The organism is Shewanella sp. MTB7, assembly GCF_027571385.1.
GTDB lineage: Bacteria > Pseudomonadota > Gammaproteobacteria > Enterobacterales > Shewanellaceae > Shewanella.
On record NZ_CP085636.1, the window covers coordinates 5,790,001 to 5,816,096 of the forward strand.

General features: G+C 43.4%; 21 protein-coding genes and 2 rRNA genes (1 of these 23 running past the window's edge). 7 read left to right on the forward strand and 16 right to left on the reverse strand.

The features are described 5' to 3' along the window. The 4 genes from HWQ47_RS25205 to HWQ47_RS25220 form a co-directional block, all read right to left on the reverse strand. Positions 1–229: ribosomal RNA gene (locus HWQ47_RS25205) — 23S ribosomal RNA — on the reverse strand (it extends 2,691 nt beyond the left edge of the window). 480 nt (positions 230–709) lie between these two features. Further along, positions 710–2,262, reverse strand: a 16S ribosomal RNA gene (locus tag HWQ47_RS25210). Together the 16S and 23S rRNA genes form the textbook arrangement of a ribosomal RNA operon. Before the next feature lie 609 nt (positions 2,263–2,871). Continuing rightward, entirely contained in the window at positions 2,872–3,741 is an 870-nt protein-coding gene (fieF, locus tag HWQ47_RS25215; RefSeq protein WP_269968705.1) for a cation efflux pump FieF, read from the reverse strand. Between the two features lie 90 nt (positions 3,742–3,831). Continuing rightward, positions 3,832–4,329, reverse strand: coding sequence for a Spy/CpxP family protein refolding chaperone (locus HWQ47_RS25220; RefSeq protein ID WP_269968706.1), 498 nt, complete (start codon positions 4,327–4,329; stop codon positions 3,832–3,834). A 232-nt stretch (positions 4,330–4,561) separates the two neighbouring features. Here HWQ47_RS25220 and HWQ47_RS25225 point away from each other — a divergent pair, with 232 nt between their 5' ends. After that, positions 4,562–5,245 (forward strand): response regulator, encoded by a 684-nt coding sequence (locus HWQ47_RS25225; RefSeq protein ID WP_269968707.1) that lies wholly within the window; start codon positions 4,562–4,564, stop codon positions 5,243–5,245. Beyond that, on the forward strand, positions 5,245–6,615 hold the full coding sequence (locus HWQ47_RS25230; protein ID WP_269968708.1) for an ATP-binding protein: 1,371 nt from the start codon (positions 5,245–5,247) through the stop codon (positions 6,613–6,615). The genes HWQ47_RS25225 and HWQ47_RS25230 overlap by 1 nt, the downstream gene beginning before the upstream one ends. Here HWQ47_RS25230 and HWQ47_RS25235 read toward each other — a convergent pair whose 3' ends face one another. Next, a complete protein-coding gene (locus HWQ47_RS25235) occupies positions 6,616–7,269 on the reverse strand; it encodes a TetR/AcrR family transcriptional regulator (protein ID WP_269968709.1) in 654 nt (217 codons plus the stop codon). It abuts the gene before it with no gap. A 121-nt stretch (positions 7,270–7,390) separates the two neighbouring features. Here HWQ47_RS25235 and HWQ47_RS25240 point away from each other — a divergent pair, with 121 nt between their 5' ends. Beyond that, positions 7,391–8,260 carry a LysR family transcriptional regulator gene (locus HWQ47_RS25240; RefSeq protein ID WP_269968710.1) on the forward strand — a complete coding sequence of 290 codons (870 nt, stop codon included), beginning with the start codon at positions 7,391–7,393 and terminating at the stop codon, positions 8,258–8,260. A 65-nt stretch (positions 8,261–8,325) separates the two neighbouring features. Here the strand turns inward: HWQ47_RS25240 and HWQ47_RS25245 are convergent, their stop codons facing one another. The 3 genes from HWQ47_RS25245 to HWQ47_RS25255 form a co-directional block, all read right to left on the reverse strand. Then, positions 8,326–9,570: a hypothetical protein gene (locus tag HWQ47_RS25245; RefSeq protein ID WP_269968711.1), complete on the reverse strand. Its 1,245-nt coding sequence runs from the start codon at positions 9,568–9,570 to the stop codon at positions 8,326–8,328. A 431-nt stretch (positions 9,571–10,001) separates the two neighbouring features. After that, complete coding sequence (locus tag HWQ47_RS25250) at positions 10,002–10,355, reverse strand: cytochrome c3 family protein (protein WP_269968712.1); 354 nt, start codon at positions 10,353–10,355, stop codon at positions 10,002–10,004. 28 nt (positions 10,356–10,383) lie between these two features. Continuing rightward, positions 10,384–11,904: a flavocytochrome c gene (locus HWQ47_RS25255; protein WP_269968713.1), complete on the reverse strand. Its 1,521-nt coding sequence runs from the start codon at positions 11,902–11,904 to the stop codon at positions 10,384–10,386. A gap of 272 nt (positions 11,905–12,176) precedes the next feature. Between HWQ47_RS25255 and HWQ47_RS25260 the strand changes: the two genes are divergently transcribed. After that, complete coding sequence (locus HWQ47_RS25260) at positions 12,177–13,094, forward strand: LysR family transcriptional regulator (protein ID WP_269968714.1); 918 nt, start codon at positions 12,177–12,179, stop codon at positions 13,092–13,094. 138 nt (positions 13,095–13,232) lie between these two features. Here HWQ47_RS25260 and acuI read toward each other — a convergent pair whose 3' ends face one another. Next, the gene (gene acuI, locus HWQ47_RS25265; protein ID WP_269968715.1) at positions 13,233–14,213 is read right to left on the reverse strand and encodes an acrylyl-CoA reductase (NADPH); all 981 of its coding nucleotides are present in this window, start codon (positions 14,211–14,213) and stop codon (positions 13,233–13,235) included. 317 nt (positions 14,214–14,530) lie between these two features. On the opposite strand from acuI, the gene HWQ47_RS25270 reads away from it, so the two are divergent. Both HWQ47_RS25270 and HWQ47_RS25275 read left to right on the forward strand, forming a co-directional pair. Next, positions 14,531–16,084 carry a YjjI family glycine radical enzyme gene (locus HWQ47_RS25270; protein ID WP_269968716.1) on the forward strand — a complete coding sequence of 518 codons (1,554 nt, stop codon included), beginning with the start codon at positions 14,531–14,533 and terminating at the stop codon, positions 16,082–16,084. Further along, positions 16,074–16,952, forward strand: coding sequence for a YjjW family glycine radical enzyme activase (locus HWQ47_RS25275; RefSeq protein ID WP_269968717.1), 879 nt, complete (start codon positions 16,074–16,076; stop codon positions 16,950–16,952). Before HWQ47_RS25270 ends, HWQ47_RS25275 begins: the two co-directional genes overlap by 11 nt. Before the next feature lie 1,048 nt (positions 16,953–18,000). Here HWQ47_RS25275 and HWQ47_RS25280 read toward each other — a convergent pair. Further along, entirely contained in the window at positions 18,001–18,303 is a 303-nt protein-coding gene (locus tag HWQ47_RS25280; protein WP_269968718.1) for a superinfection immunity protein, read from the reverse strand. A 784-nt stretch (positions 18,304–19,087) separates the two neighbouring features. After that, positions 19,088–20,029, reverse strand: coding sequence for a LysR family transcriptional regulator (locus HWQ47_RS25285; protein ID WP_269968719.1), 942 nt, complete (start codon positions 20,027–20,029; stop codon positions 19,088–19,090). A gap of 164 nt (positions 20,030–20,193) precedes the next feature. Here HWQ47_RS25285 and trmL point away from each other — a divergent pair, with 164 nt between their 5' ends. Then, positions 20,194–20,658: a tRNA (uridine(34)/cytosine(34)/5-carboxymethylaminomethyluridine(34)-2'-O)-methyltransferase TrmL gene (gene trmL / locus HWQ47_RS25290; protein WP_269968720.1), complete on the forward strand. Its 465-nt coding sequence runs from the start codon at positions 20,194–20,196 to the stop codon at positions 20,656–20,658. A 16-nt stretch (positions 20,659–20,674) separates the two neighbouring features. Here trmL and HWQ47_RS25295 read toward each other — a convergent pair whose 3' ends face one another. From HWQ47_RS25295 to HWQ47_RS25315, 5 genes are all read right to left on the reverse strand, one after another. After that, positions 20,675–21,187 (reverse strand): hypothetical protein, encoded by a 513-nt coding sequence (locus HWQ47_RS25295; RefSeq protein ID WP_442802106.1) that lies wholly within the window; start codon positions 21,185–21,187, stop codon positions 20,675–20,677. After that, complete coding sequence (locus tag HWQ47_RS25300) at positions 21,168–21,734, reverse strand: hypothetical protein (RefSeq protein ID WP_269968721.1); 567 nt, start codon at positions 21,732–21,734, stop codon at positions 21,168–21,170. The genes HWQ47_RS25295 and HWQ47_RS25300 overlap by 20 nt, the downstream gene beginning before the upstream one ends. Positions 21,735–21,908: 174 nt before the next feature. Continuing rightward, entirely contained in the window at positions 21,909–23,354 is a 1,446-nt protein-coding gene (locus HWQ47_RS25305) for a M16 family metallopeptidase (protein ID WP_269968722.1), read from the reverse strand. Then, entirely contained in the window at positions 23,351–24,682 is a 1,332-nt protein-coding gene (locus HWQ47_RS25310) for a M16 family metallopeptidase (protein ID WP_269968723.1), read from the reverse strand. Before HWQ47_RS25310 ends, HWQ47_RS25305 begins: the two co-directional genes overlap by 4 nt. A gap of 61 nt (positions 24,683–24,743) precedes the next feature. Continuing rightward, positions 24,744–26,057: an amidohydrolase gene (locus HWQ47_RS25315; RefSeq protein ID WP_442802107.1), complete on the reverse strand. Its 1,314-nt coding sequence runs from the start codon at positions 26,055–26,057 to the stop codon at positions 24,744–24,746. Positions 26,058–26,096 lie beyond the last annotated feature (39 nt).

Sequence of the window (26,096 nt, forward strand, 5' to 3'; positions counted from 1 at the left end):
TCGGTTGATTTCTTTTCCTCCGGGTACTTAGATGTTTCAGTTCCCCGGGTTTGCCTCATTAACCTATGTATTCAGTTAATGATACATGCTTATGCATGTGGGTTTCCCCATTCGGACATCGTTAGCTCAATTGCTTGTTACTAGCTCGCCAACGCTTATCGCAAGTTACTACGTCCTTCATCGCCTCTGACTGCCAAGGCATCCACCGTATACGCTTAGTCACTTAACCATACAACCCACATAGGTTTTCTTTCGCTTGCCACTGAGCCACTATGCTGCGTTCATAAGTCGCACTCGTCAGTTATGTAGTAAACTACACGCCTTCCTCGTTTGCCTTATCGCCTTGCTTAGCATCACATTGACTGCGCTAATGTTATCTATTGTTCAAACGGGTAAGTCTGAACGAGATGTATCGCAACTAATGGTGTTTACTTTCGCCAAAAGAATACTCTTGAAACACTTCCCTAATAAAAGGTCGATGCTTCGGCACTTGATTTAAGTGTTTGAGAACTCAATTATTTATTTTTCGCGCTAATGCTATTAACAATAAATCACTTACAAATAAGATATTTACTGTCCCTTTCACATTAACACTATCAGCTTTCCAAATTTTTAAAGAACAAACATCACCGTAAAGGCGTGTTTCTCGCTCTAACAAGAACAAGTTATCTGTGTGAACACTCAACAAATATTAAGTTAGTCGTATAGGTAAGGAGGTGATCCAGCCCCAGGTTCCCCTAGGGCTACCTTGTTACGACTTCACCCCAGTCATGAACCACACCGTGGTAAACGCCCTCCCCGAAGGGTTAAGCTATCTACTTCTGGTGCAGCCCACTCCCATGGTGTGACGGGCGGTGTGTACAAGGCCCGGGAACGTATTCACCGTAGCATTCTGATCTACGATTACTAGCGATTCCGACTTCACGGAGTCGAGTTGCAGACTCCGATCCGGACTACGACCGGCTTTGTGGGATTAGCTTGACCTCGCGGCGTTGCGACCCTCTGTACCGACCATTGTAGCACGTGTGTAGCCCTACTCGTAAGGGCCATGATGACTTGACGTCGTCCCCACCTTCCTCCGGTTTATCACCGGCAGTCTCCTAAAGTTCCCGACATAACTCGCTGGCAAATAAGGATAAGGGTTGCGCTCGTTGCGGGACTTAACCCAACATTTCACAACACGAGCTGACGACAGCCATGCAGCACCTGTCTCACAGTTCCCGAAGGCACCAAACCATCTCTGGTAAGTTCTGTGGATGTCAAGAGTAGGTAAGGTTCTTCGCGTTGCATCGAATTAAACCACATGCTCCACCGCTTGTGCGGGCCCCCGTCAATTCATTTGAGTTTTAACCTTGCGGCCGTACTCCCCAGGCGGTCTACTTAATGCGTTAGCTTGGGAGCCCAGTAACTAAGTTACCAAACTCCGAGTAGACATCGTTTACGGCGTGGACTACCAGGGTATCTAATCCTGTTTGCTCCCCACGCTTTCGTACCTGAGCGTCAGTCTTTGTCCAGGGGGCCGCCTTCGCCACCGGTATTCCTTCAGATCTCTACGCATTTCACCGCTACACCTGAAATTCTACCCCCCTCTACAAGACTCTAGTCTGTCAGTTCCAAATGCAATTCCCAGGTTGAGCCGGGGCTTTCACATCTGGCTTAACAGACCGCCTGCGTACGCTTTACGCCCAGTAATTCCGATTAACGCTTGCACCCCTCGTATTACCGCGGCTGCTGGCACGAAGTTAGCCGGTGCTTCTTCTGCGAGTAACGTCACAGCTGTCGTTTATTAAACGACAACCTTTCCTCCTCGCTGAAAGTGCTTTACAACCCGAAGGCCTTCTTCACACACGCGGCATGGCTGCATCAGGCTTTCGCCCATTGTGCAATATTCCCCACTGCTGCCTCCCGTAGGAGTCTGGACCGTGTCTCAGTTCCAGTGTGGCTGATCATCCTCTCAGACCAGCTAGGGATCGTCGCCTAGGTGAGCCATTACCTCACCTACTAGCTAATCCCACCTAGACTCATCTAATCGCGAAAGGCGCTCTCGAAAGTGCGTCCCCTCCTTTCCCCCGTAGGGCGTATGCGGTATTAGCAGTCGTTTCCAACTGTTATCCCCCACGACTAGGCAGATATCTAGGCATTACTCACCCGTCCGCCGCTCGACAGCAAAAGTAGCAAGCTACTCTCCTGTTTCCGCTCGACTTGCATGTGTTAGGCCTGCCGCCAGCGTTCAATCTGAGCCATGATCAAACTCTTCAATTAAAGTTTTTTGTTCTACTCCGTTAGAAGTAAAACGGCTCAACGAATTATACTGTTTTTCACAAACCCGAAGATTCATGAAGTTCACATATTATTGCTCCGTAACCTCATTTTCCCGAAAGAAGTTGAAGTCCGTTGCTATGGTCACTCAGTGGTTCATTGAGTAAATTTTTGATTGCCTCAAAAGAGACAATTTCGAATAACTCAACACCTGTGAGTGCCCACACAGATTTCTTGTTTTGAATTGTTAAAGAGCGTTAGCATCAATCTTTCAGATACTGCCGTAAGACGCTAGGTCGTTGGCTTGGGAGACGTATTATATACGCTCCGTAGTTGGCGTCAAGCGCTTTTAAAAAAGACTTTTAAATCATCATTTACTTTGCGATGCATAATAAATGATGATTTAAAAGTAGCAATTAACTTGCCACTCTCTACCCTGACTGGCGATGTCGTGTCAGTGGATGCGCATTATAGGGATATCAACTCAGAGTACAAGAGTTTTTTTACTAAAAAACTCTGTTTTACGAGATACTTTCATTAGACACATCATACCCACTACTTACCCCCTGACTTATCCACAAACGGTAAGTAATAAGTGAATATTTATGCGCTTTATACCGGGTCCTGATGGATAATGACTTCGACATCATCGAATACTGTCCGGATCCTTTCTTCTGCTTTATCGGCAATGGTATGTGCTTCTCTTAAGCTCAAAGAACCTTCGAGCTCTAAGTGACATTGTATAAAGGTAGTCTTACCTGATTCTCGAGTCCTAAGATCGTGTATTCCTCTTACTTGGGGATCCTCTTGCATTATTTCTATAATTTTTAAACGAGTATCATTATCTAATTCACGATCCAGCAATGACTGTATTGAGCGATACCCTAACCCTAATGCTTGTTGTCCAATGAAAATAGCAATAAGGACGGCAAACAGACCATCAGCCCACCACCAACCATATTGAGCAAGAACAAGCGCAAGAAGAACTGCTGCGTTGAGGAAAAGATCTGACTTATAGTGCAATGCATCTGCTTCGATCACTGTGCTCGATGTTGCCGCCACCGCCTTCTTCTGCAAAAGAACTAATGCAAGAGTCAGCAATATTGCAATAATGGAAACCAAGACACCGACCATGGCATGATCGATTGGTGTAGGATTAATTAAACGATCCCCACCATGAAACAGAAGTAAAAAAGCTGAACCTAAAATAAATGCTGATTGTGCTAAGGCAGCTAAGGGCTCAGCTTTACCGTGACCATAACGATGATCGTGATCAGCCGGAACGATTGCATAACGGATAGCCACAAAATTAACTAATGAAGCAAGTCCATCAGCAAAAGAGTCAATCAAAGAAGCTAACATACTGGCAGAGCCAGAATAAAGCCAGGCAGCCATTTTTATAATAACAAGGGTCAAGGCAGTTGCCACAGCAGCGCGGCTCGCTAACTTGACCCAGAAATCGTATTGGGAAGTTTGGGTCATAGAATCACATTACTACTAACTTATTACTATCTAATAGCAGGGAGGAAGTTGATCCTAAGTGTATCGTAAATCATAGAGAAAAGCCGACCCTTAGTGAGCAGCTTTATCTTCGCCTTTCTTATGATGTCTACTTTCAAGCTTATTTTGAAATTTTACTTTCTGCTCAGGTGTCAGCAGTTGATATATCGCATTCTGTACTTTCAACATAGCAACACCTTTAGCTTGACGGTTTTGCTGCTTCTGTTCAATAAGCTCTCGCGCCTTTGCTTCATCAAAGTTATCGGCACTGATCAGAGCCAAAAACTCTGCTTTATGTTGTTTACGATCATCTTTAGAAGGGCGATCTCCTACCATGGATGTTCTTTGATCTTTTATTAATGTCTTGATCTCTGCTTTTTGACCATCAGTGAGATCTAATCCTCTAAACATCTTACGAATGTCACCATGATGCCCCATACGTTCATTCTTCATGTGGTGTGCTCGCTCTTTATGCTCGTGAGCATCTCCAGCGTATACAGTTGATGTCATTAATGCTGTACTTGCTAATATGGCAAGTAATCCTGCCTTGAAAGTATTGTTTTTCATCATTTAACCTCATCAATTTAAGGGGAGAACGCTCTCGCCATTTTCACAACCTAGTGTAACGAGCTCAATGTAAGGCAAGGTTCTAGTTTCGTAAAACACTGTAAATATAATGTATAGACCTATTTCTTTATCCTAAATAAGCGGTATTTACCTAGACTTACATTGATAAACTGCAATTGACATCTAAAGGGGTATACTCGTCCTGAATGCATCCAATGTGAGGGCAAAGTTAGCAATGAACCATATTTTATTGATTGATGATGATTTAGGCTTATCGGAATTGTTAGGACAACTTTTAGAACTCGAAGGTTTTCAGTTGACCTTAGCCCATGATGGCGAAGCAGGCTTAACATTAGCCCTCGAGCAGAAATTCGATCTGATTTTGCTCGATGTGATGCTACCTAAACTCAATGGATTCGAGGTGTTAAAAGCCTTAAGAAGCAAAAAGCAAACCCCAGTCCTTATGTTAACTGCTAGAGGTGATGAGATTGATCGCGTCGTAGGGCTCGAGATAGGGGCTGATGATTATCTGCCAAAACCATTTAATGACAGAGAACTTGTTGCTCGCATTAAGGCCATTATTCGTCGTACCAATATACAAGCCGATGAGATCCAATCTAGTATTCACGAATATGGCGATATTAAGCTAGATCCCAGCAGACTAGAAGTTTATTGCCAAGACATGTTGCTGATTTTAACTGGCACCGAATTTGGTCTGCTGTTTGAGATGCTGCAAAATGGTGGTGAACTCATCAGTAAAGAGATGTTAAGTGAGAAAGTATTGGGCAAAAAGCTAATGCCCTTCGATCGCAGTTTAGATATGCACCTTTCTAACTTACGAAAAAAGCTACCTGAACGTGCAGATGGGCGTCCTAGGGTCAAAACCATTAGAGGTAAAGGCTACATTTGGCTTCCATAATGTCACAGGATAGAATCCCTAATCGAATATTCATTAAGTTACTGCTTGGATTTTGGCTTTGCAGCTCGATTATTATAGCCGCGGTTGGCTTACTACCGTTATTACAACAAAATCACGACCGTGCGCCTCTGCCACCACATTTAGAAGATCTGCTTGCAAGGCTAGCGAATCGTATTAGTAATGAGCCTAACCTACTTAAAACATCTAACCTTAAACGTCTGAATCATCGTCGAGATTTTAAGGGTAAACCCGTCCGCTTATATTTAGTCAATAATCAAGGTCGTGTACTCAATACCAACAAGGTCTCTCGCAGTATGCGCCGCTTTATGTTGATGGCTGAAGAAGCAAATCAACCTATCAGTCATCAGTTTAAGAACGAGCTCCTCTTCGGTCCTTATAACTTTGAAGTCTCCGGGGAGCAATACTCTCTTTATGGACGATTTGATGATCACCATCCTAGGCCTTGGTTCTTTTTTCTTGCTGAGAACAAACTGCTCACCTTAGCTTTAGCAATAACATTATCGGGCTTACTTTGTGGCTTGCTTGCCTGGCATCTAGGTAAACCCTTACGAACCTTGAAGCTGAGTGCCAATGCCTTAGCAAATGGCAACTTAACCAGCAGAGTTGACAAGGGAACAACCAAGCGGAAAGACGAAATAGGTCAGCTCGCTCAGGCATTTAATAGCATGGCTGATTCTGTTGAAAATATGGTTAATAACCAACAGAGGCTGATTAGCGACATTTCACATGAGCTTCGAACTCCTTTGACTCGCTTACAGCTTGCATTAGCACTCTCACGTAAAAAAGGCCATGAGTCAGCTGAGATCGATCGTATAGGTTATGAAGCTGAGCTACTTGAGAAGATGATTGCTGAGTTATTGGAATTATCTAAGGTCAAACTCAATGCTAACGAGAATAAAAAGCATCTTGGCTTAGCAGAAACATTGGGCCAAGTTTTAGATGATGCAGAGTTCGAGGCGGAGCAGCAACAGAAGAGCCTGTCGATCGATATCAGTGAAGAGATTGAACTGCCACTCTACCCAAGACCTTTATCAAGAGCCATTGAAAACTTACTTCGAAATGCGATCCGTTATTCTAATTCCAGTGTTTTCATTCAAGTAATTGAAACTCAAGGTAAAGTGAGTATTAAGATCATTGACGATGGCCCAGGGATAGAGAATGAACAAGATCTAAAGGCTATTTTTAAACCTTTTTATCGCCCTCAAAGTGCTCGAGAGCGAGAGTCAGGAGGCTGGGGACTAGGGTTAGCTATTGCCGAAGCGGCTATTTTAGCTCATCAAGGTCAGATTTCAGCGAGTAACATCCTACCTCATGGACTGAAAGTAACCATAAATTTACCCACGATCTAGTTATGCCGCCTTAACGACGTCCTGCTCATCAAGGTTTAATAACCACTGTTCAAAATAGGCTTGATCTGGAATACGTTTATCAGAATGTCCCATCAAGTGAGTTAACGCATAACTAAACTGATAATAAAGGTTTGCATCGTCATAATCCTTGCCCGCATCATCACAGTTAATCTGAGCACCACGCAGATAATTTGCAACTAACTCTCCTCGATCAAAACCTTGGACGACTCCTATTTCTTTGATCAATTCATTGTTCCAATTCTTATATGTTTGATACACATCTTCAAACGAAACACGGTTTGCTAAAGTAGCTAGCTCGTGTAGTTCAGTATTTGGCATCACACGGGCAATAATGAATCTTTGATACAACAAATCATCCCTTAAACACCAGCAATGATGCATTAGGAAGCGCATTAGAGGATCTGTCTGTTCTATTTGGTCAATCTCAGTTCTTGCAAGCCATCGATGATAATGAGCAGTGGCAACAGACACCACTAGATCAGCTTCTGTAGGAAAGTGATTATAAATCGTCCCTTTCGAAATCTGACTAGCATTAACTAAGTGCGAACGGCATAAATCAAAACTCTTATGCCCACGTAGACAACGCTCAGCAACCTCAGTTAAATAACGTTCTCGCTGCATCCAATTACTCATATCGACCTCTTCACACTTTCAACATTAATATTAATTCGACTTCACACTCATAAAATATCAAGTTATCAAGCGACGGGATATTGAGTAATAATGATATCACTATGAATTAATGTAATAGCCCATGTTAAAAATTGAACTGTTAGAGAGTTTTATTGCCATTGTTGAGTGTGGAAACCTCTCTAAGGCTGCAGAGAGGCTACACCGAACACAATCAGCAGTAAGCCTACAAATCAAAAAATTAGAAGATATTGTCGGCCAATCTTTGCTATTGAGAGATAATAAAGGTGTGACGTTAACCGATTCAGGAAGAACACTGCTAAACTACGCCTATAAGATGATGCAACTAAGCTCTCAAGCCATTGATGAGCTTAAAGTATGTCAAAATCGTAAAGTAATACGATTGGGGGTACCCACAGATTACATATCTCGTTACTTAAGCAGTTGTTTAATTGAGTTTATTCGTGAGTTCACCTGCATTGAGCTCGTTATCGACACAGATGTCAGTGGCAACTTGTATAAACGTCTTCATCAAGGGGAGTTTGATCTTATTGTCGCGACACACTGGCAACCTCCAACGAAAGGAGAGCTACTGTTTGAACGCCGTTTTCATTGGGTAGCAGCTAAACATGGCAACGCTCATCTGCGTGACACAATTCCTATGGCTCTTTACCCAGAAAATTGCCCCATACGCGCTCAGGTTTTTGCAAACCATCAACTGTCTATGAGACCCATTAATGTATTACTATCAACTCCATCACCTCAGGCGCTATGTATGGCGGTGGAAAATGATCTAGCAATAGCTCCCATTGCTGAGTTTCGTATTAACAACAAAATGCAAATACTGGATCCCGTTGAACATGATTTACCTGTATTACCAGTGTTCAATGAATCATTATATTTTAACCCTGATACGCAAACTGAAACCACATTACAGTTAGTCACCTTAATAAAAGCCAATGTGGAAGAGTTAGCAGTACAAAACAAAAATTAACGCAACAAAACAGTTTTAGACTCAGATGACAGGGAGAGCACCTGTCATCTGTATCTATCCAACTATTACCATTTAACCTTGGTTAAATCACATTGAATAACTTCACCGCGCTTTGCAGGAGTGCCTGGATTCTTTGCTGATTCACATAATAATGTGTTGCCGTAATCATTGCGGGTATCATGTGCATTACTACGTACCCAAACTGACACTATTGCCCGCTCTTCCGGTTTGGCTTCACAGCTGCCATCCACATCAAATGCGTGGATCGTATTTTGATGGAAGTAGATCAGAGGATCTTGTTCTACGCTGCCTGATAACCACATGGTTTGTGAGTTATGTTGACCGGCATCAAACTGAACTCGACGCATCTTGTCATCTTCTTTAATCGTTTTCACCAATGGAGAATCTTCACGAATTGCCATCGTTTTGAATTGATTAGTACATGCAGGCACACGCATGTTGTAATACATCTCAGAAATAGCATGATTATGGAATGGATATAAAGTATCAACCACTTGTACTGTCATACCGACTTCAGCACCCACTTTCTCGCCATTGATTGCATCAACACGCAGTAAGCCCCAGTGACCGAAAATTTCTGCATAAGCATAGCCACCACGAATATTGTCAAAGTTCTTATCATTACGCTTACTCTCTTCTGCATACATTGGGAACCAGCCCGCCGATGCCCAAAGGTTAGGTAATGAATTAGCACTAATATCATAGGGGAAAACAACTGGCATCTTGATTTCGTTGCCCGTCACCATTTTGTAGAAGTTTTCAGTAAAACGATTACCGTATTGCTTCACATCGGTGTCGGTCACTTTCTTATCAAAAAACTCGGTAAAGGTGGTACGGTTAATCCATTGAGCAACTGGAGAATTCTCAGTTAATTCCCCTCCAGGACTATAAATCCAGTTAACCTCTTCGCGAGCTCCGAAACACTTTTTCGCTTTATCAGCATTATTGAGCACTTGATGGATGTTTTTCACCACCAACTTCATGTCACGTCGATCCATAACACATATGCTTTGACCGCCTTCGGTTGAATCAACCAATGCGACATCTGAATTCAAGCAATCACTACCTTCATCATTCGTCAATGCAATAGCATAGGCTTTGAGATACGTTAAGGTCTCATCCCATAAGGTATCAATATACTTTTGGTCACCCTCACTGTATTTAGGTTCTTCACCTAAACATTTAAATTCGGCTCCATTTATTTCACTCGGATCAAGAAAGTCCGGAATATCAGTTGCAACAACACCACTAGAGAAAAACAATGCAGTTAACAATATCTTTTTACTCATATTACCACCAAATTTCACACAAGAAAGTATTAACAATTACCCTGTATTATTATTGATAATATCAAGATAATTATTAGACAGAAGCACTGCACAAAGAAATATAGGTACAGATAACCAGCTAGAATAGATAAATAACAATTGAACATTAAATGTCAATATAAACAAATTCTTATGCTTTAAAGTTGGAGTTAATATCTCATTTGAATTTTATTTTGCTAATTAACAATAAAACGTTTCAACTGAATAAATAAAAAACCTCCCAAATAAATAAGGAGGTCTATTCACTAAGCATCACATTGTTGCAAACTATTCTTTGCAGGGAGTAAGAAACAACAATATCATTATGTTAAAATTCACAATCTATTTTGCAAAATTGATTGCCGCAGACATTGAGAGAATAAAAACATCACCATGTACTAACATGTATAAGACTACTCTTGATGCTTATCATACTTAAATGTATGACAGTCACTACAGATAGGCTTCTTAGCTACATGTTCACCATGACACTCTACACAAGGTAGCTCTTTGCCGTAATGTAGGTTGTTGTGTGGATTCTGCCACTTGTCCTCTTCACTACGAGCAGTTTGCTCGGCTAAGTCATCAACATCATGACATTGTAAACAAGCTTGATCTGAAGGGAACTGCTTAATGCCATTGTCATGGCACGCCTTACAATCCTTGCCAATCACTTCTTTATGATAGTCACGTTGCTCAACCGCCTGAGCAGATAGCGTTAATAAGCAACCAAATGCTAACGCTAATACAGCTTTTAATTTAATCATTACTCATTCCTCTTATTAACTGGCTGATTTAGGCTTTCATGATGCTGCGTGCTGCAGTCATACCCATAACCATACATTCTGGAATAGAGCAACTTCCTAAACGGCTCATACCATGAATACCACCAGTCACTTCACCCGCAGCGTATAAGCCTTTAATTGGCTTACCAGTCAGACTGTCTTGGACTTCAGCTTTAGTATTGATCTGAACACCACCTTGACAGTAATGCACTTTCGGCCATAGTCGAACCACGGTAAATGGTGCTTCGATATACTTATCTTTAGCTTCCGTCATGATCTTACCGAACTGCGGATCAACACCTGATTTCACATAGCTGTTGTACTCAGCGATCTGTGCTTTCAGCGGCTTTAGCGGCACATCGAAATGCTTGGCTAACTCTTCGATAGAGTCAAACTTCCAACCGACATTGTACTTAATAACTTTCTTAGTATTCGGATGCTTCTTCGAATGTTTGTAGCTGGTGATCATAATAGGTGGCAGTGCGTCACCATTGGCATCACGACAGTTTAATTCCGCATCGGCACGTGTCTTACGATCAGCAATTTCGTTCATAAAACGCTTGCCGGTTAAACGGTCAATCGCTACTGAATGAGGGAAATTGAAAATTGAGTAGTTAGACACATAGCCAAAACCACCTTCATCTGGCGACGCCCAAGGACCTGACTGGATATGAGCCAAATGTACTGGGATAGCGCCCAAACGGAACATCTGGTACATACCTTCACCCGTTGCACCAGGAGCATTAGTACAGCCAACTTCAGCCGTTAAGGTAGGATCTTGTGCCATACGTAAGTCTATGTTCTGCGCAAAACCACCAGTCGCCATAATCACACCACGCTTCACGCGAATGTTGATAACTTTACCTGGTTGATCTCCATCGAAATAGTAGTTATCACGCATTTGCACGCCGATAACAGCACTCTTTTCATCTTGGATGAAGCCTTCAAACTTGGTGCGGTTATGGGTGTGAACACCAATTTTACGGCACTCTTTCAACAATGGCTGAATAATACCCGCGCCACAGCTTACTGTTGTCTGGTAAGTACGAGCAACAGAGTGCCCACCTAACTGCTGTAGATACGGGTGGTATTCAGATCCCACATCTAAGGTCATCTGTAATGCTTCCATGGCGTGTCCCGCTATGTGGCGTAACAGCTCCACATAAGCAATACCACGACCGGCATTCACTTGATCCTGAACCATAGCTTCTACTGAATCGACCACGCCTTCTTTCTTTTGCATTGGTGTCTCAGGGGCGGCAAACAGACCACCGTTGATGACAGAGTTACCACCAAAGTAAGACATTTTCTCGAAAACGTGTACATCTTTTGCGCCTTTACGCGTGGCTTCTATCGCCGCCGCTAAACCCGCAAAACCTGATCCTACAATAAGGACTTCAACTTCTTTGTCCCATTTAATGCCGTCCGCTTTTTCAGAAAGAGCCATAGCAGGTGCGGCAATAGCTACACCAGCAGCCGCTCCTATTCCTTTAATGAAATTACGGCGCCCAAGCAGATTATTTGTACTCATCTGTCATCACCCTTGTTATTTTATTTGACCTAAAAATTATAGAGCTGGAATGAATTCCAAAATGGGAATACGACACCAATTTCATTTAATGAAAACGATTAGATTTAATAAATTGAAGTTAAGTCTAAAATACTCCAACTTCACTACTTTAGTAGCATATAGGAATGAATTCCAAAATTGGATGCAGACTAAGGGTCATGGAAAACAAGCATGGTTCAGGCAAGAACTGATAAACTGTGGGTATTGAATTATCTAAAAATGACCAATTGGATATGGAACTAGAAGATATCTATCGGCAAGACTTAAGCTTGCTTATCGCACTACAGATTTTGGTTGAAGAGTGCAGTGTCACTCAGGCTGCTAAGCGCTTACATTTAAGTCAATCGGCCACCAGCCGTATTTTGTCTCGTCTACGTGAAATGCTTGATGACCCACTGTTTTCCCGCGTAGGACAAAAATTAGTACCGACACAATTTGCCCTAGATTGTTACCAACAACTGCAACAACCAACGGGGCTGTTGATCGAGATGCTCAGTCCGCGAGCTTTCGTTCCCAACGAATGCCATCAGCACTTTACCATTGCAGTGACAGATTATGCGATGCAAGCACTTATCCCTTTCATTCTGCCAGATATCTATTCCAAGGCACCGAATATCAAATTGGAGATCATCCCGGTACAACATAGAGAGCTACAATCGCAGCTTAGTGTTCAAGGTGCTGATATGGCGATCTGCCGTGCCATAGGGCAAACACAACAACTGAATCAAGAGTTTCTGGGAAAAGTCGGCGTCAGCTGCCTACTATCTTCAGAGCATCCACTTGCCAACCAAATTTTAACCTTAGAGGATTATCTGCATTTTCCTCATGCAACAATAGCAATAAGCGATGGAGTAAAAGCCTTACTCGACGCAGCCATTGCTAGTTACCCACCAAGAGATGAGCTATTGCGTACCCCACACTTTGATAGCGCATTAGCCCTATTACTGTTTCACCCAGCTATTATCACCCTACCAGCGGGTATGGCCGAACTTGCCGCCACTAAACATAAGTTAAGAATCAAACCCCTCCCTTTTGATATTCCAGCGTTAGATTACAACCTGTTTTGGCATTCAAGAACTGAATTAGATAAAGCACAGCAGTGGTTAAGAGGTGAGATCTGTCGCTCAATACGCAGGCTACTTAAGGCTTAAATAGGCATAAGAATTCCAGACACAAGCCCCCTCCTACACCATCCATGGTGTTCGGGGATAAGTATATACCTATACAAAAAAGCCCCACTAGATGGCAGGGCTTCAGTAAGCGTGAGCAGATATTTACTCTGATTGGTATTAAAGCTTTACTAATACTCGACCAGTCACTTGGCCTTTAACTATCTTACTTGCAAACTCAGGCACTTGATCAAGCGTGATCGTTTGGCCAGCTTGTTGGTAGTAGCTTTCAGGTAGCAAGTCTAATACTTGTTTCCAAGCTGCTTGGCGTTTTTCAAACGGACAAGAAACAGAATCAACACCCAATAAGCGTACGCCACGGAGAATAAATGGCATCACAGTCGTTGGTAGTGCAAAGCCACCAGCAAGACCGCATATTGCAGCAGCGCCGCCATAGTTCATTTGTGCTAAAGCTGTAGCGAGCACTTTATTACCCACAGTATCAACCACACCTGCCCAACGTTGCTTTTCAAGCGGTCGAGCATCTTGTTCTAACTCGCTACGCTCTATCACCTCTGAAGCACCCAGTGAACGAAGTAGTTCGCTGTTTTCTTCAACTCGACCAGTACAAGCAACGACCTTATAACCAAGTCGTGCCAATAAGGTAACGGCCACAGATCCCACACCACCACTGGCTCCTGTTACCAATATATCACCTGATTCAGGTTTAACATTAGCCTCCTGAAGCGCCTGTACACATAGCATAGCTGTTAAGCCAGCAGTGCCTATCATCATCGCCTTTTCGGCGTCACAAGCTTCAGGCATCGGCACTAACCAATCTGCGTTTACGCGGGCTTTCTCAGCCATGCCGCCCCAATGGTTTTCTCCCACTCCCCAACCTGTAAGAATCACTCGATCGCCCGCCTTATAGCGAAGATCAGAAGATTCAATGACAACACCAGCAAAATCGATACCCGGCACCATAGGGAAATTACGTATAATCCTACCAATGCCGGTCACCGCTAGGCCATCTTTGTAGTTCAGTGATGAGCATGAAACATCCACCAACACCTCACCTTCTGGCAGATCTGATACCTGAAGTTGACCAACATTTGCCAGGGTAGATTTACCCTCTTGGGTTAATATAAGTGCGTTGAACATGGTGAACCTCTCTAAAATGATGAAGTGACATGATAATGGAACAATGGTTATGACTGAAGTGCATTATGTGCATTAAGTTAATGCGTACAATGCATATTATAAAGCTGCACATTTGAATTTATAACATAAGATAGTGAAGATACCCCTCGCTTTGACTATGCAACTAAAAAGTTTGCTCTTAACACTCGACTCGAACATAAATGAGATTTCCCCCTAGGGATTTCCCTTTTCGAAAAGTAGACTTAACTGTTTTTCACTTTATGAAAGCATTTATTAGCGAGTAAAATTAACCATACTATTTTAATGGACATTGCCTGATGGCTTTTCAAGATAACCTAGTTCAGATCATTAGCGACCCAAATCTATCCCCAAAACAAAAATCAAACTATTTAGCGTTAGCAGCGGAAGCTAGCTTACCTTATTTGTCCATCTCTATAGCGGTCAACCAAGCAAAGGAGGCTGGCATTATCTGTGATATGTTTGAAGGACACGCACCTTTTAAACCTCGATATGTGCTGCCTGATTACGTGAAATTCCTGCAGCAAGGTTCACAATATTTAGAACTAAGCCCAGTACAAGACTTTGATGAAGCCCTTAACGCATTAACCATCATTTATCACCATGTCCCCTCGGTAACTAGCATTCCGGTTTACCTAGGTCAATTAGATGACATCTTACTGCCTTACACTGATGGCATTGACGCCGAAAGTATTTACCGTAAGCTCAAGCTTTTCTGGATAATGTTAGATAGAACCCTTTCAGACGCTTTTATGCACGTAAACATTGGCCCAAGCGATAACATTATCTGTCGTACGATTTTACGAATTGATGCTGAGCTCAAGCAGATCGCACCAAACCTAACTTTTATGTACGATCCTGATATTACCCCAGATGAATTGCTGCAGATTGCCGCAAGCAACATTTGTGAATGCAGCAAACCTCACATCGCCAACTACCCTATTCACGCCAACGCTTATGATGGCCAAGGCTTCGGTATTGTCAGCTGTTATAACTCACTGCCCTTAGCTGGAGGTGCAAACACGTTAGTCCGTCTCAACCTCAAACAAGTGGCATTAAAGGCGCTGAATATAGAAGACTTCTTCGCCAACACCTTGCCTCACTACTGTCAATTAACCTATGAATTGATAGAGTCTCGGGCAAGGTTCCTCCATGAAGAGTCCAATTTTTTCAATAGCTTTTTAGTCAAAGAGGGGTTAATCGAAGAGTCCCGTTTCGCACCTATGTTTGGTATTTATGGTATGGCAGAAGCGGTCAATATCCTGCAAGGCAACCCAGAAATAACCGAAGACAGCTTAGATAAACCGAGTCAATACTATGGTCACAATCAAGCCGCAAATAAGCTTGGGCACCGCATCTCTAAAGCGCTGGATACGATAATTAAGTCGACGCCAGTCACCTACGGCTATCATGGTCGCGCCTTGCTACATTCACAAGGTGGAATTAGTTTAGATAAAGATGTCACTCCCGGCGTTCGTATTCCTTACGGATCAGAGCCCAACCCGATAGCCCACATTCAAGCCTTAGCCGAACATCATCAATATTACACCTCAGGGATCAGTGACATTCTCACCATTGATGAAACAGTCAAATCCAATCCACAAGCCATGTTCCAACTTTGCAAAGGCGCATTAAGCTTAGGGTTCCGAGAGTTTACCGCTAACGTCGCATCCAACGATCTGGTCCGAGTAACGGGTTACATGATCAAGCTCTCCGATATCGCAGCCTTTAAACAGCAAGGATCTCGTACCAATACCACGGGGTTAGGCGCCGAAGCGGCTGCAAATACTGGCATGTTGAACCGTAAACCTAGAGTTGTAGCCCAAGAGTTATCCCCTAACTATGCAAAATAAACTGGCAACCGTCAGTCAGATACAGCCCTTCTCTTGTGTTGACGGGCCTGGCAGCAGGCTCGTTATCTTCCTGCAAGGGTGCAATTACAACTGTAAGAACTGCCACAACCCTCACACCATAGATCTGTGTGATCATTGTGGCGACTGTGTTCCCACTTGCCCAACACAGGCACTGACGTTAGTGACGACAGAAGGTACGTCTCGAATAGACTGGGATAGTGAACCTTGCACTCAATGTGACACCTGTTTATCGGTTTGCCCAAAGCAGTCGAGCCCCAAAACACGTCAGTACAGTGTTGAAGACCTCTTAGTTCTGATCCACAACCAACGACACTTTATCAACGGCATCACAATCAGTGGCGGCGAAGCAAGTCTGCAGCTTGCCTTTATTATAGAACTATTTAAAGCTATTAAATCCAATAAAGAGTTAAGTCATCTTACTTGTATGCTCGATACTAATGGCAGCTTAAGCATCAATGGCTGGCATAAATTGCTCCCTTATCTTGATAGCGCGATGATCGATCTAAAAGCTTGGCAGGAGGAAACACATCGATATATCACGGGGCGTGACCACCACAGAGTATTTCAATCACTCAGACTCTTAGCCGAACACGGAAAGCTGTACGAAGTACGCCTGTTACATATCCCGGGGATCAGTGACTTCGACTCAGAGATAGAAGCCGTCGCAACCTACCTTAAGCAGTTACCTAACAGCGTTCGAGTCAAACTCAACGCCTTTCAACACCACGGAGTAACAGGCGAAGCCCGCCAATGGGGCACTTGCAGTGAGGAGCAGATGAAACTGTTAGCTTCTGCATTATCCCAACGGGGTGTGGGTAACTTAGTTTTACCTAGTATTTATCTTTAACTTGTCAGATAACAAGTTCTAAGTCTCTTTCTAGAGTTGGGTTCATTGGGTTGCATGAGTACTTAGTTTATTGATAGGAGGCCACAGCTTCATTGTTGTTTATTGCTTGCAGCAGGCTGCATGTGTAAATACTTCTGTGACTCGCTGTAAATATGTCCCTATACGCTCTACGGTTTCATCCTTGAAACCGAAGGTCACAGCCGCATTCACACCCAGTTGTCATCTCTTCGATTTGAGTAAATTGACTACGATCCCTTTGTTCAGAAGCCATTCTCACCACGGTGAATATGACGAAGCCATAAGCTTATGAACGAGATACAGGAGTTGTAGAACTGGCTGTTAAATAGGGACGTTTGTGCTTCGCTACACGGAATTCACGGAGAACAGCTGGAGATTTAAAGGTACGGCTATTAATCTTTGCTATCCTCTGTGTCCCTCTGTGTTCTCCGTGGTCCAAAGCTTTTAGGTTGCATAGTTATTGATCCTTGCCAGATAGCAAGTTTCAAATATCTTTGTGGTTGGTTTCATTGGGCGAGATTGGTATTTAGTTTATTTGCTGAATACCAGAACTGAGTTGGTATTTATTGCTTGCAGCAGGCTGATGTGCAGATACTTCAGTGAGACGACGCAAGTACAATCCCTGTAGTCTCTACAATGACATCCCTGTCATCGAAGCTCACTGCCGTACCTACACCTGAGTGTTTATCTCTTCGATTCAACTTCTAATGATAGAAGTTGTTGATTTCAGCTAATTTTTGGACAGAAACGTATTAGAGCTTAAGCTCTGGTAATGACCATGGCATTAGGAAAAGACTGCAATCAGATAAACATATAGGACCTTGTTATGAGCCTTATTCTCTTACGCTGATCAATACATTTTGTATTTCTTAAATATTTGTAATCGCTGAACTACTGTAGTCAATAAGCATGATTGAATTCATTTCCCTAAATGTAGATCTCAGAAACCACTACCGCTAGGGCAAACAACATCAAAAAACAATTTTGAGGCTTTTTTAAGGTTATAATTTCATTTTGTAAATCTGGAAATTTAAAGTAACGCTTTCTTTTTCATGTCAAACTCATCTTGAGTTAGGATTCCTTTCTCTTTCAATTCGTGAAGCTTTTCGATTTGAGAGGCCACATCAATTGTTGATGTTTTACTCGGCTCAATGAAACACCAAATTAATGCAATAAGCCAGCCGCTCCCCGCCACTAAGCCACCAAATACATTAACTAAAATAATCGGTATCCTGTGTGGATGTTTTTTCTTGATGGCGATAATAGTTGGTAAAAATACCAATGGTAATAAAACCAAAATTATCAGTAATTGAAAAATACCTATACTTCCCAAATTGTTCTCCTTTCTTATAAGAGTTAAATACTCTGCTGAGAGTCACCTCACATGTTGATAAATCAAAATATTTCTAATTATTTTAGCAAGTTATTAGTATCACGTCAGTGAAGTAATATCCATTTTGGCATTTGGTAAGACTCAGCTTATAACTGTCATATATGCAGTTTTGGGAGCTGCTATCCATAGAGGTAAATGTAAAGCCATATTAACTTGATTGAGCTGACTAGACTGTTCTAATTAAAACGTTTTGGGGCATTTCCGTGTTAGTGCAGAGTCCGAAAAACTTTAATCGAAGAGATAGATAAACGGGTGTAGGTGCGGCTGCGAGCTTCCAAAACATGGATGTTTTGGTAGAGCCCACAAGGACGTGCTTGCGGCGTCTCGTAGAAGTAACTACACATAAGCCTGCGGCAGGCAATGGATAGCAGTGAAGGCAAGATCTTCAATAATCAGCCCCAATTCCAACTTAGCCAAATGAACCAAATCAGAAAATGTATTCAGCCTTCATTCGAAGGCTAGCTAACTTTGGGGCAAGAGTGAGTTACGAAACTCCAACAATGAAGTCAAATCGAAGAGATAGATGAACAAGTGTAGATGCGGCTGTGACCGTCCGTGACATGGACGTCACGGCCGAGACTATAGGGATATACTTGTGTCGTGTCACAGAAGTAACTGCACATTCCCCGCTGGGAAGCGATAAACAACTATGAAGGTAGGACCTTCAAACACATTTCCAAATGACAAACCAGCCAGAAGCTAAATAAAAACATGTAATCAGACTTCATTCAAAGGCGCCAAACTCCACTGCAGTAAACGCTGTTATCTGTTCATGTAGCCAACGCAATGCGGGGTCATTCATACTCTGTCTGTGCCACACAAGACTATAGGCCACCTCACCATAATCAAGCGGTAACGCTTTAGTTACTAAACCTTGAGCCTGAAAAGCTGTTTCAGCCCAGCGGCGGGAACAGGTAAATAGCAGCTCACTGTGGTGACACATCAGGGCTGCGCAGCCAAAATCCGCGACAGAAATTGGCACAGCGCGGTTGCGGGCTTGCTGGGCTAACTGCATCTCAAAAAACGGCGTATTCAGGTCTGTATCACTTATACCAATGTGACTATAACTGAGGTAATCATCAATAGAGATCTGCGACTGTTGCGCCAACGGGTGCCTTGGGTTCATCAAGCAGATCATCTCATCATTAATCAAGGTTTCCCATACCAGCTCGCTACGGGCAATAGGTGGCTGACTGAGATCATGAGGCAATATGATGAAGTCTAACGCCCCCTTTACTAAACCATCGAACCCTATGCTGTCTTTAGCGCAGATATCTAAGCGAATATTGGGGGCTAAACTCAATACATGAGCACTCAGTTTTACCGCCAGTAGTTCAAAGGTACTCTCACGCATGGCTAACGAGAAACGCCCTTCATATCGAGCAGGATTAAAGGCCTCTTGGGTTATGATCTGATTCATATCATTAATGATCTGATGCACACTCGGACCTAGGTGACGAGCTAAAGCTGTTGCCACCAGCTTGTTGCCATGGCGATAAAAGAGTTCATCATTCAGACTGAGCCGCAACTGTGATAGCGTTTTACTCACCGAGGAGGGACTGAAACATAAGCGCTCTGCACTTGCGGTCACACTTAAGGTATCTAACATCACATGTAGAGTGATCAGATGCTTCATGCTGATCCGAGAGAGTTTAGCAAGATCCATAAGACTGCCTGTTAACGACTGCTGTATTCATAAACTGGAATATAGATGTAAATATCGATGCGGTATATTGCTAAGCCCCATAATCACGACCCGCCTCACTGAAGTTTTCCGCAGCTTCATTTTTGCCGTATAATCACGGCTCATTATTCTTTAGGCAGGCCAGCATGTTTCATATCGCGCTTTACGAACCCGAAATCGCCCCGAATACCGGCAATATCATCCGATTAATCGCTAATAACGGCTGCAAACTGCATTTGATTGAGCCATTGGGTTTCGATTTAGAAGATAAAAAGCTGCGCCGTGCAGGGTTAGACTATGCCGACTTAGCCAATGTTACCCATCATAAAAACTTCGAGGCTTTCCTTGAAGCGATGGAGGGCAAACGCATTATGGCTTGCACGACTAAGGGCAGCCGTCCACACACGGAACTGAGTTTTAAGAAGGATGATGTATTACTCTTTGGGCCTGAAACCCGTGGTCTACCCATTGAGATTATCGAATCTTTACCCACCAGCCAACGGCTAAAAATTCCTATGACGCCAACGAGCCGCAGTTTAAATTTGTCCAATGCGGTTGCGATTATCAGTTATGAAGCGTGGAGACAAATAGGATTTGAAGGGGCGGTATAACCTCTTACTCTACATACTACTTTGCTACTGGGATCATCTCGATCCCTCTATAGAAGAGATAATGGTCAGTATCGTCATCCAGGTATTGGATATTTTGCAGCCAAAGCCAACCAAGCTCTTTACGATCCAACCTGAGCTGAATAAGTGCGGGCCGTCCATTTAACTCACCTTCTCCGAGTAACGAATAACTACCTTGGTGATGATAAAGACTAAACTCCTGAGTCTTATCCTCATCAATACCATCGAAATAGATCAGGAAAATTGAATCTCCACGGGATCTAAACCACCATGTCTCACTTAAGGGATGTTTTGCACTTGGATTCACGGTTAAGATCAGCTGCCTTTTATCATCAGAACAGATTGCATTCACATGAGTTGGCATCGGCTTTTGCTTTAACTTAGCTGAACTCCCCTGCCATTGACCATCGAGTGCACTGCAGAATTCATTAAAATGGCCTCTCTCGGCCCATGTAAAAAAAGGTAAAAAAAGACACAAATACACGCCATACTTAAAACAGCTCAATATCATCCTCTGTTGCGTTTTGGTGCTCCTCTTTGTACAACTTCAATGCTTCATGAACAGGAATTCCTTGCAGCAGAAGATCAAACATCTGTCTTTCACAATCAAGAGAATAGCTATCTTGAATTCCCTCTTGCAGCTTCTTCCACGCTTCAGGGGAAACCCGATGCTCTTTACTACTCAATACCTCTTCCATCAAGGCTAATCCCATGATCACATGCTGTAGACGCTGTGAAATACGATCATAGAACTGAAAAGCGACCACTCCCTCGTTCACTTTATCGGATAAAAAAGTACCATGCACGATCACTTCGTCAGGGGCATTGCTCTGCAAAGATAAGAAGTCATTCACCTCACCTAAGTGTTCTGCCATATCGGTAAACAGTGCGCCCAGACTGGTAACATTGTGTTCGCCGTCCGTTAATGACAGCTCTATCTGCGCCATGGCTAGTATCAATACCTTTATGCTTTCACGGATATGACACCAATCTACAGTATCATCCCCCTCAAAATCATGCATGTTCTCGAACATGCTTTCTGAGCTCTTAGTTACCACGCCTCTCTCCAGTCCTTTATCTCTTTGAATCAAGTGTAGAACAGCAAAGCAAAAATGAAAGGAAGTTGAAGATGCTAAAGAGGTAAAAACGTAAAAATAAATAGGCTTTAAGTCATGCCTTAGATACGACTTAAAGCCTTAACTTTTATTGCCTGTTAAACGGCTAAATTGAGCTCAGCCTCCGAAGCCTATGCCCTGTATATCAACCTGAGTCACTTCTCCATATTCACTTGCCACTTCAGCGATTTTTTCTGCATTACCAATCAAGACAAACTGCAGATTTTTCTGTGGAAAGTAGTTACCAATTAGTCTTTTAGTTTCTGCTAAAGACAAACCATCAACATTTGATTGGAAGTCATTGATGAAACGATCATCAAAACCATATAAATACATGTCAGAAAGTAAACCCGCTAGCTGACCACTGGTTTCATACTTAGGTGGAAACTGACCTTTCACATAGGCTTTAGCTGAATCTAATGTCACTTGATCTATGCCGACTTCCCATAATCTAGCGTAGGTTTTTAATGCCAGCGCTATGGTCTCCTTAGTCGTTTCTGATTTAGTAAACGTACTGATCCTAAATACGCCACCTTCTGAGTAAGCGATAAATCCAGAGCGGGCACCATAGGTTAGACCCGCATTCACTCTTAACTCATCATTTAACCAGGAGGTAAATCTGCCCCCTAAAATGGTATTAATCACCTGTAAGCCAACATAATCAGGATTGTCTCTGGCGATCCCTTTGCCTCCGATAAGAAACGTTGTTTCTATGGCATCACTTTTATCGACTAATAGCACCTTGCTCGAATCTAACGTAGGCGGCGCCGACTTAAGATCAGCCTTAACTATCGGTTCAACATTTTTCCATTGACCAAATAACTGCTCTAATTTAGCCTTCATTTGAGGCACATCGAAATCGCCCACCAAGGTTATCGCTGTATTGGACGGTTGATAGTAACGCTGATGAAAAGCCCTTAATTGAGAAGCCTCAAGTGCGGCTAAAGAACGGCTGTTACCAGAGCTGGCATTACCGTAGGGATGCTTCCCAAATATCAGCTTATCAAAATAACGGTTGATAACAGAGCGTGGGCTCTCTTTAGCCTGAGCTAAACCTGCGATTTCACGTTGGCGAAGCTTATCAAACTCCCCTTTATCAAAATCCGGAGACAACAACAGACTTTGCACTAATGGCAGCATAATATCGCTGTCTTTAGCCATAAAATCAGCCTCAAGGTAGCTGCCCTCTTTTCCGGCATCTGCATTGATAGAAGCGCCTAAGAAATCAACCATAAGCTCAATGTCCGTTTTACTTTTCCCCTTAGTCCCCAGTAACAAACTTTGCGCCGTCATACTTGCCACACCGGCAGTCGTATCATTAACGGCCCCGGCTCTTACGACTGCGTTAACGGTAATTAATGGCACCTCTTTTTGCGGCATGAGATAAAGGGTTAAGCCATTATCGAGCACATACTGTTCATAGGTAGGAACACTAAAGCTGCCAGTATCGACCACCTGACTTGGAGCGATATTCGCACAAGCTGACAATATAAACACGCCACCTAAGACCATAGTAGCCATCAGCTTATTTGAACGATTAGATAGATGAGTTAATGTGTTCATTCATCAGCTTCCTCAGTGGCGGCTAAAACGGCAACGGTACGATTGGCACGGCGTAGGTAAGTTTGTGCGACGCGCTGAATATCAGCAGATGTCACCTTGTTGTAGGCCTCTGGTGCATTAAAGAGTTTATCGAAACTACCAAAATAGAGCTCATAGGTACCGATGGTATTAGCCTTACCGTTAATCGTCTCCATAGAACGATAGAAATTCATTAACTTAATATTCTGTGCCTTCTCAAGTTCCTTTTCGGTTACCCCTACACGGGCGACGTTATTGATTTCAGCAATCAAGTTGAGTTCTAACTCCTTGGCAGTCCCCCCTGGATTTGCCACCCCCATCACATAGAAGAGGTTGGGATCTAACGTCATTGGCAAATACGCTTCAACTCCCAGTGCGAGTTGCTGCTCGACGAGCGATTGATAGAGGCGAGAACTATTGCCCGTTGCCAAAATAGTAGAGAGAAGGTCCAGTGCATAATAATCTTGGTGGGATGTGGCTGGCACATGGTAAGCCAGCATCACATTAGGCGTGCTCACTGACGCTTTTTGCACAAAGACGCGGCGCTCCCCTTTTTGTGGCGGCTCAACTGTTTTAACGGTTTTTGGCGGGGCTTGTGCTGGAATTGGAGCAAAGTATTTATCGGCTAAAGCCTGCACTTCCGCTAGCTTTACATCACCGGCAATAACAACAACGGCATTATTCGGGGCGTAGTAAGTTTTATGGTATTGAACCAGATCATCCAAACTCCAGGCTGCAATGTCAGAATCATGACCAATAACTGACCAGCTGTATGGATGCGCCCTAAATGCGGCACCTTTTAGCTCCTCCTGCAAGGTGCGCCAGTTTGAGTTTTCCAATCCCGTGGTACGCTCTGATGCAACAACACCGCGCTCACTTGCTACCATCTTGGCATCGATATCCAAATTAGCGATGCGATCCGCCTCGAGATCAAAAATAGTTTCGATGGCATTTGAGGGAAACCAGTCGGTATATACCGTCAAATTTTCAGTAGTATAGGCGTTGTTTGCACCACCAGCCGCTTCCATAGTGCGATCAAACATCTTAGGACCATATTTAGTGGATCCGTTAAACATCATATGCTCAAAGAAATGCGAGATACCTGTGATACCCGGCACCTCATTACGTGATCCCACCTTCCAAAATAGATACATGTTCGCGTTTGGGATTGAGTCATCTTCCAATACCATTATTTTCATACCATTATCTAGCGTAAAGCTGGATATATCATGGGCTTCAGTTGCCTGTGCGGCAGTTGAGGCCAATATAAGCCCCGTTGCCATCACTAGCCCAGTTAATCTACTGAACATCGGTTTCTCCCCTACATTAATCAACATTTTCAATGAAATACTTAATCCCCCCAAAAAAAGCTTATTGCAACGAAGTCACTGCCAGCTGTGTCAAAGCCTCTACCCCGACAACTAATGCGCTTTCATCGACATAAAAACGCGGTGAATGGTTACTCGCAGCTGTTTTATGATCGGTTCCTTTTGGCGTTACACCTAAGAAAAAAAACAGCCCGGGAGTTTCCAGAGCATAATAGGAGAAGTCCTCTGCACCTGTAATGAGTCCTGGCTCAATCAACATCTTATTGCCGACGATATCGGCTAACACAGGTCTCATCTCGGCCACCAGCTGCACATCGTTTACGGTAACGGGATAACCTTGCTCTATCTGTGTCGTTGCAGTAGCACCCATGCTCTGTGCAATCAAGGTTGCCGTGTTAGCGAGTCTTAACTTAATGTCTGCGCGCATATCTTGATCGAACGTGCGTATGGTGCCAATAAGCTCCACTTCATCAGGGATAATATTTGAGCGTATGCCACCATTTATCGCACCAAAGCTCACAACAGCAGGCGCTGCCGTCACATCAACCTGGCGGCTGATAATGGTCTGAACTCCGTTAATAATCTGCGCTGAGGCGACAATAGGATCAACCCCATTCCAGGGACGAGAACCGTGAGTCTGCTTACCACTCACTGTTATTGTAAATGAGTCTTCACTTGCCATCGCGGGGCCCGATCGTAAGCCAATCATTCCAGTAGGCATACTTGAGGTAACGTGCAAACCAAATATCTTTTCCGGCTTTCTGTTGGCAAAAAGCCCCTCTTTTAGCATGAGTTCAGCCCCGCCCTCTTCGCCAACTGGTGCCCCTTCTTCTGCTGGCTGGAAGATAAACATCACGTCACCTTTTAGCTGATCTTTCACTTTAACTAAGCTCTGAGCAACGCCCATCAATATCGCGACATGAGTGTCGTGACCACAGGCATGCATAACGCCAACCTCTTGTCCTCTATAGATGTCCGTCGCTTTAGACGCAAAAGGCAGGTCCACCTCTTCTGTAACTGGTAAGCCATCCATATCCGCACGAAGCGCAATTAACGGACCTGGCTTGCCTCCCTTTAAGATCCCCACAACACCAGTATGAGCGATATCCGTTCTCACTTCTAAGCCTAAAGACTCTAGATGCTGCTCAATAACTTTGCTGGTTCGAAATTCTCGATTCGAGAGCTCTGGGTGTTGATGCAGATCCCGCCTCCAGTCGATGACATTCTGCTCTACATCTAGCGATAACTGCTTAACATCAACACTCGACTCCGCTTGAGCACCGAGCATACATGAGGAGGCTACAACCCCTGCCAATATCCACTTAGATGCTTTAGCCATGTATGATTTATTCATCATTTTCATCCCTTATGATTGTTATTATTGTTGAATTGTTAA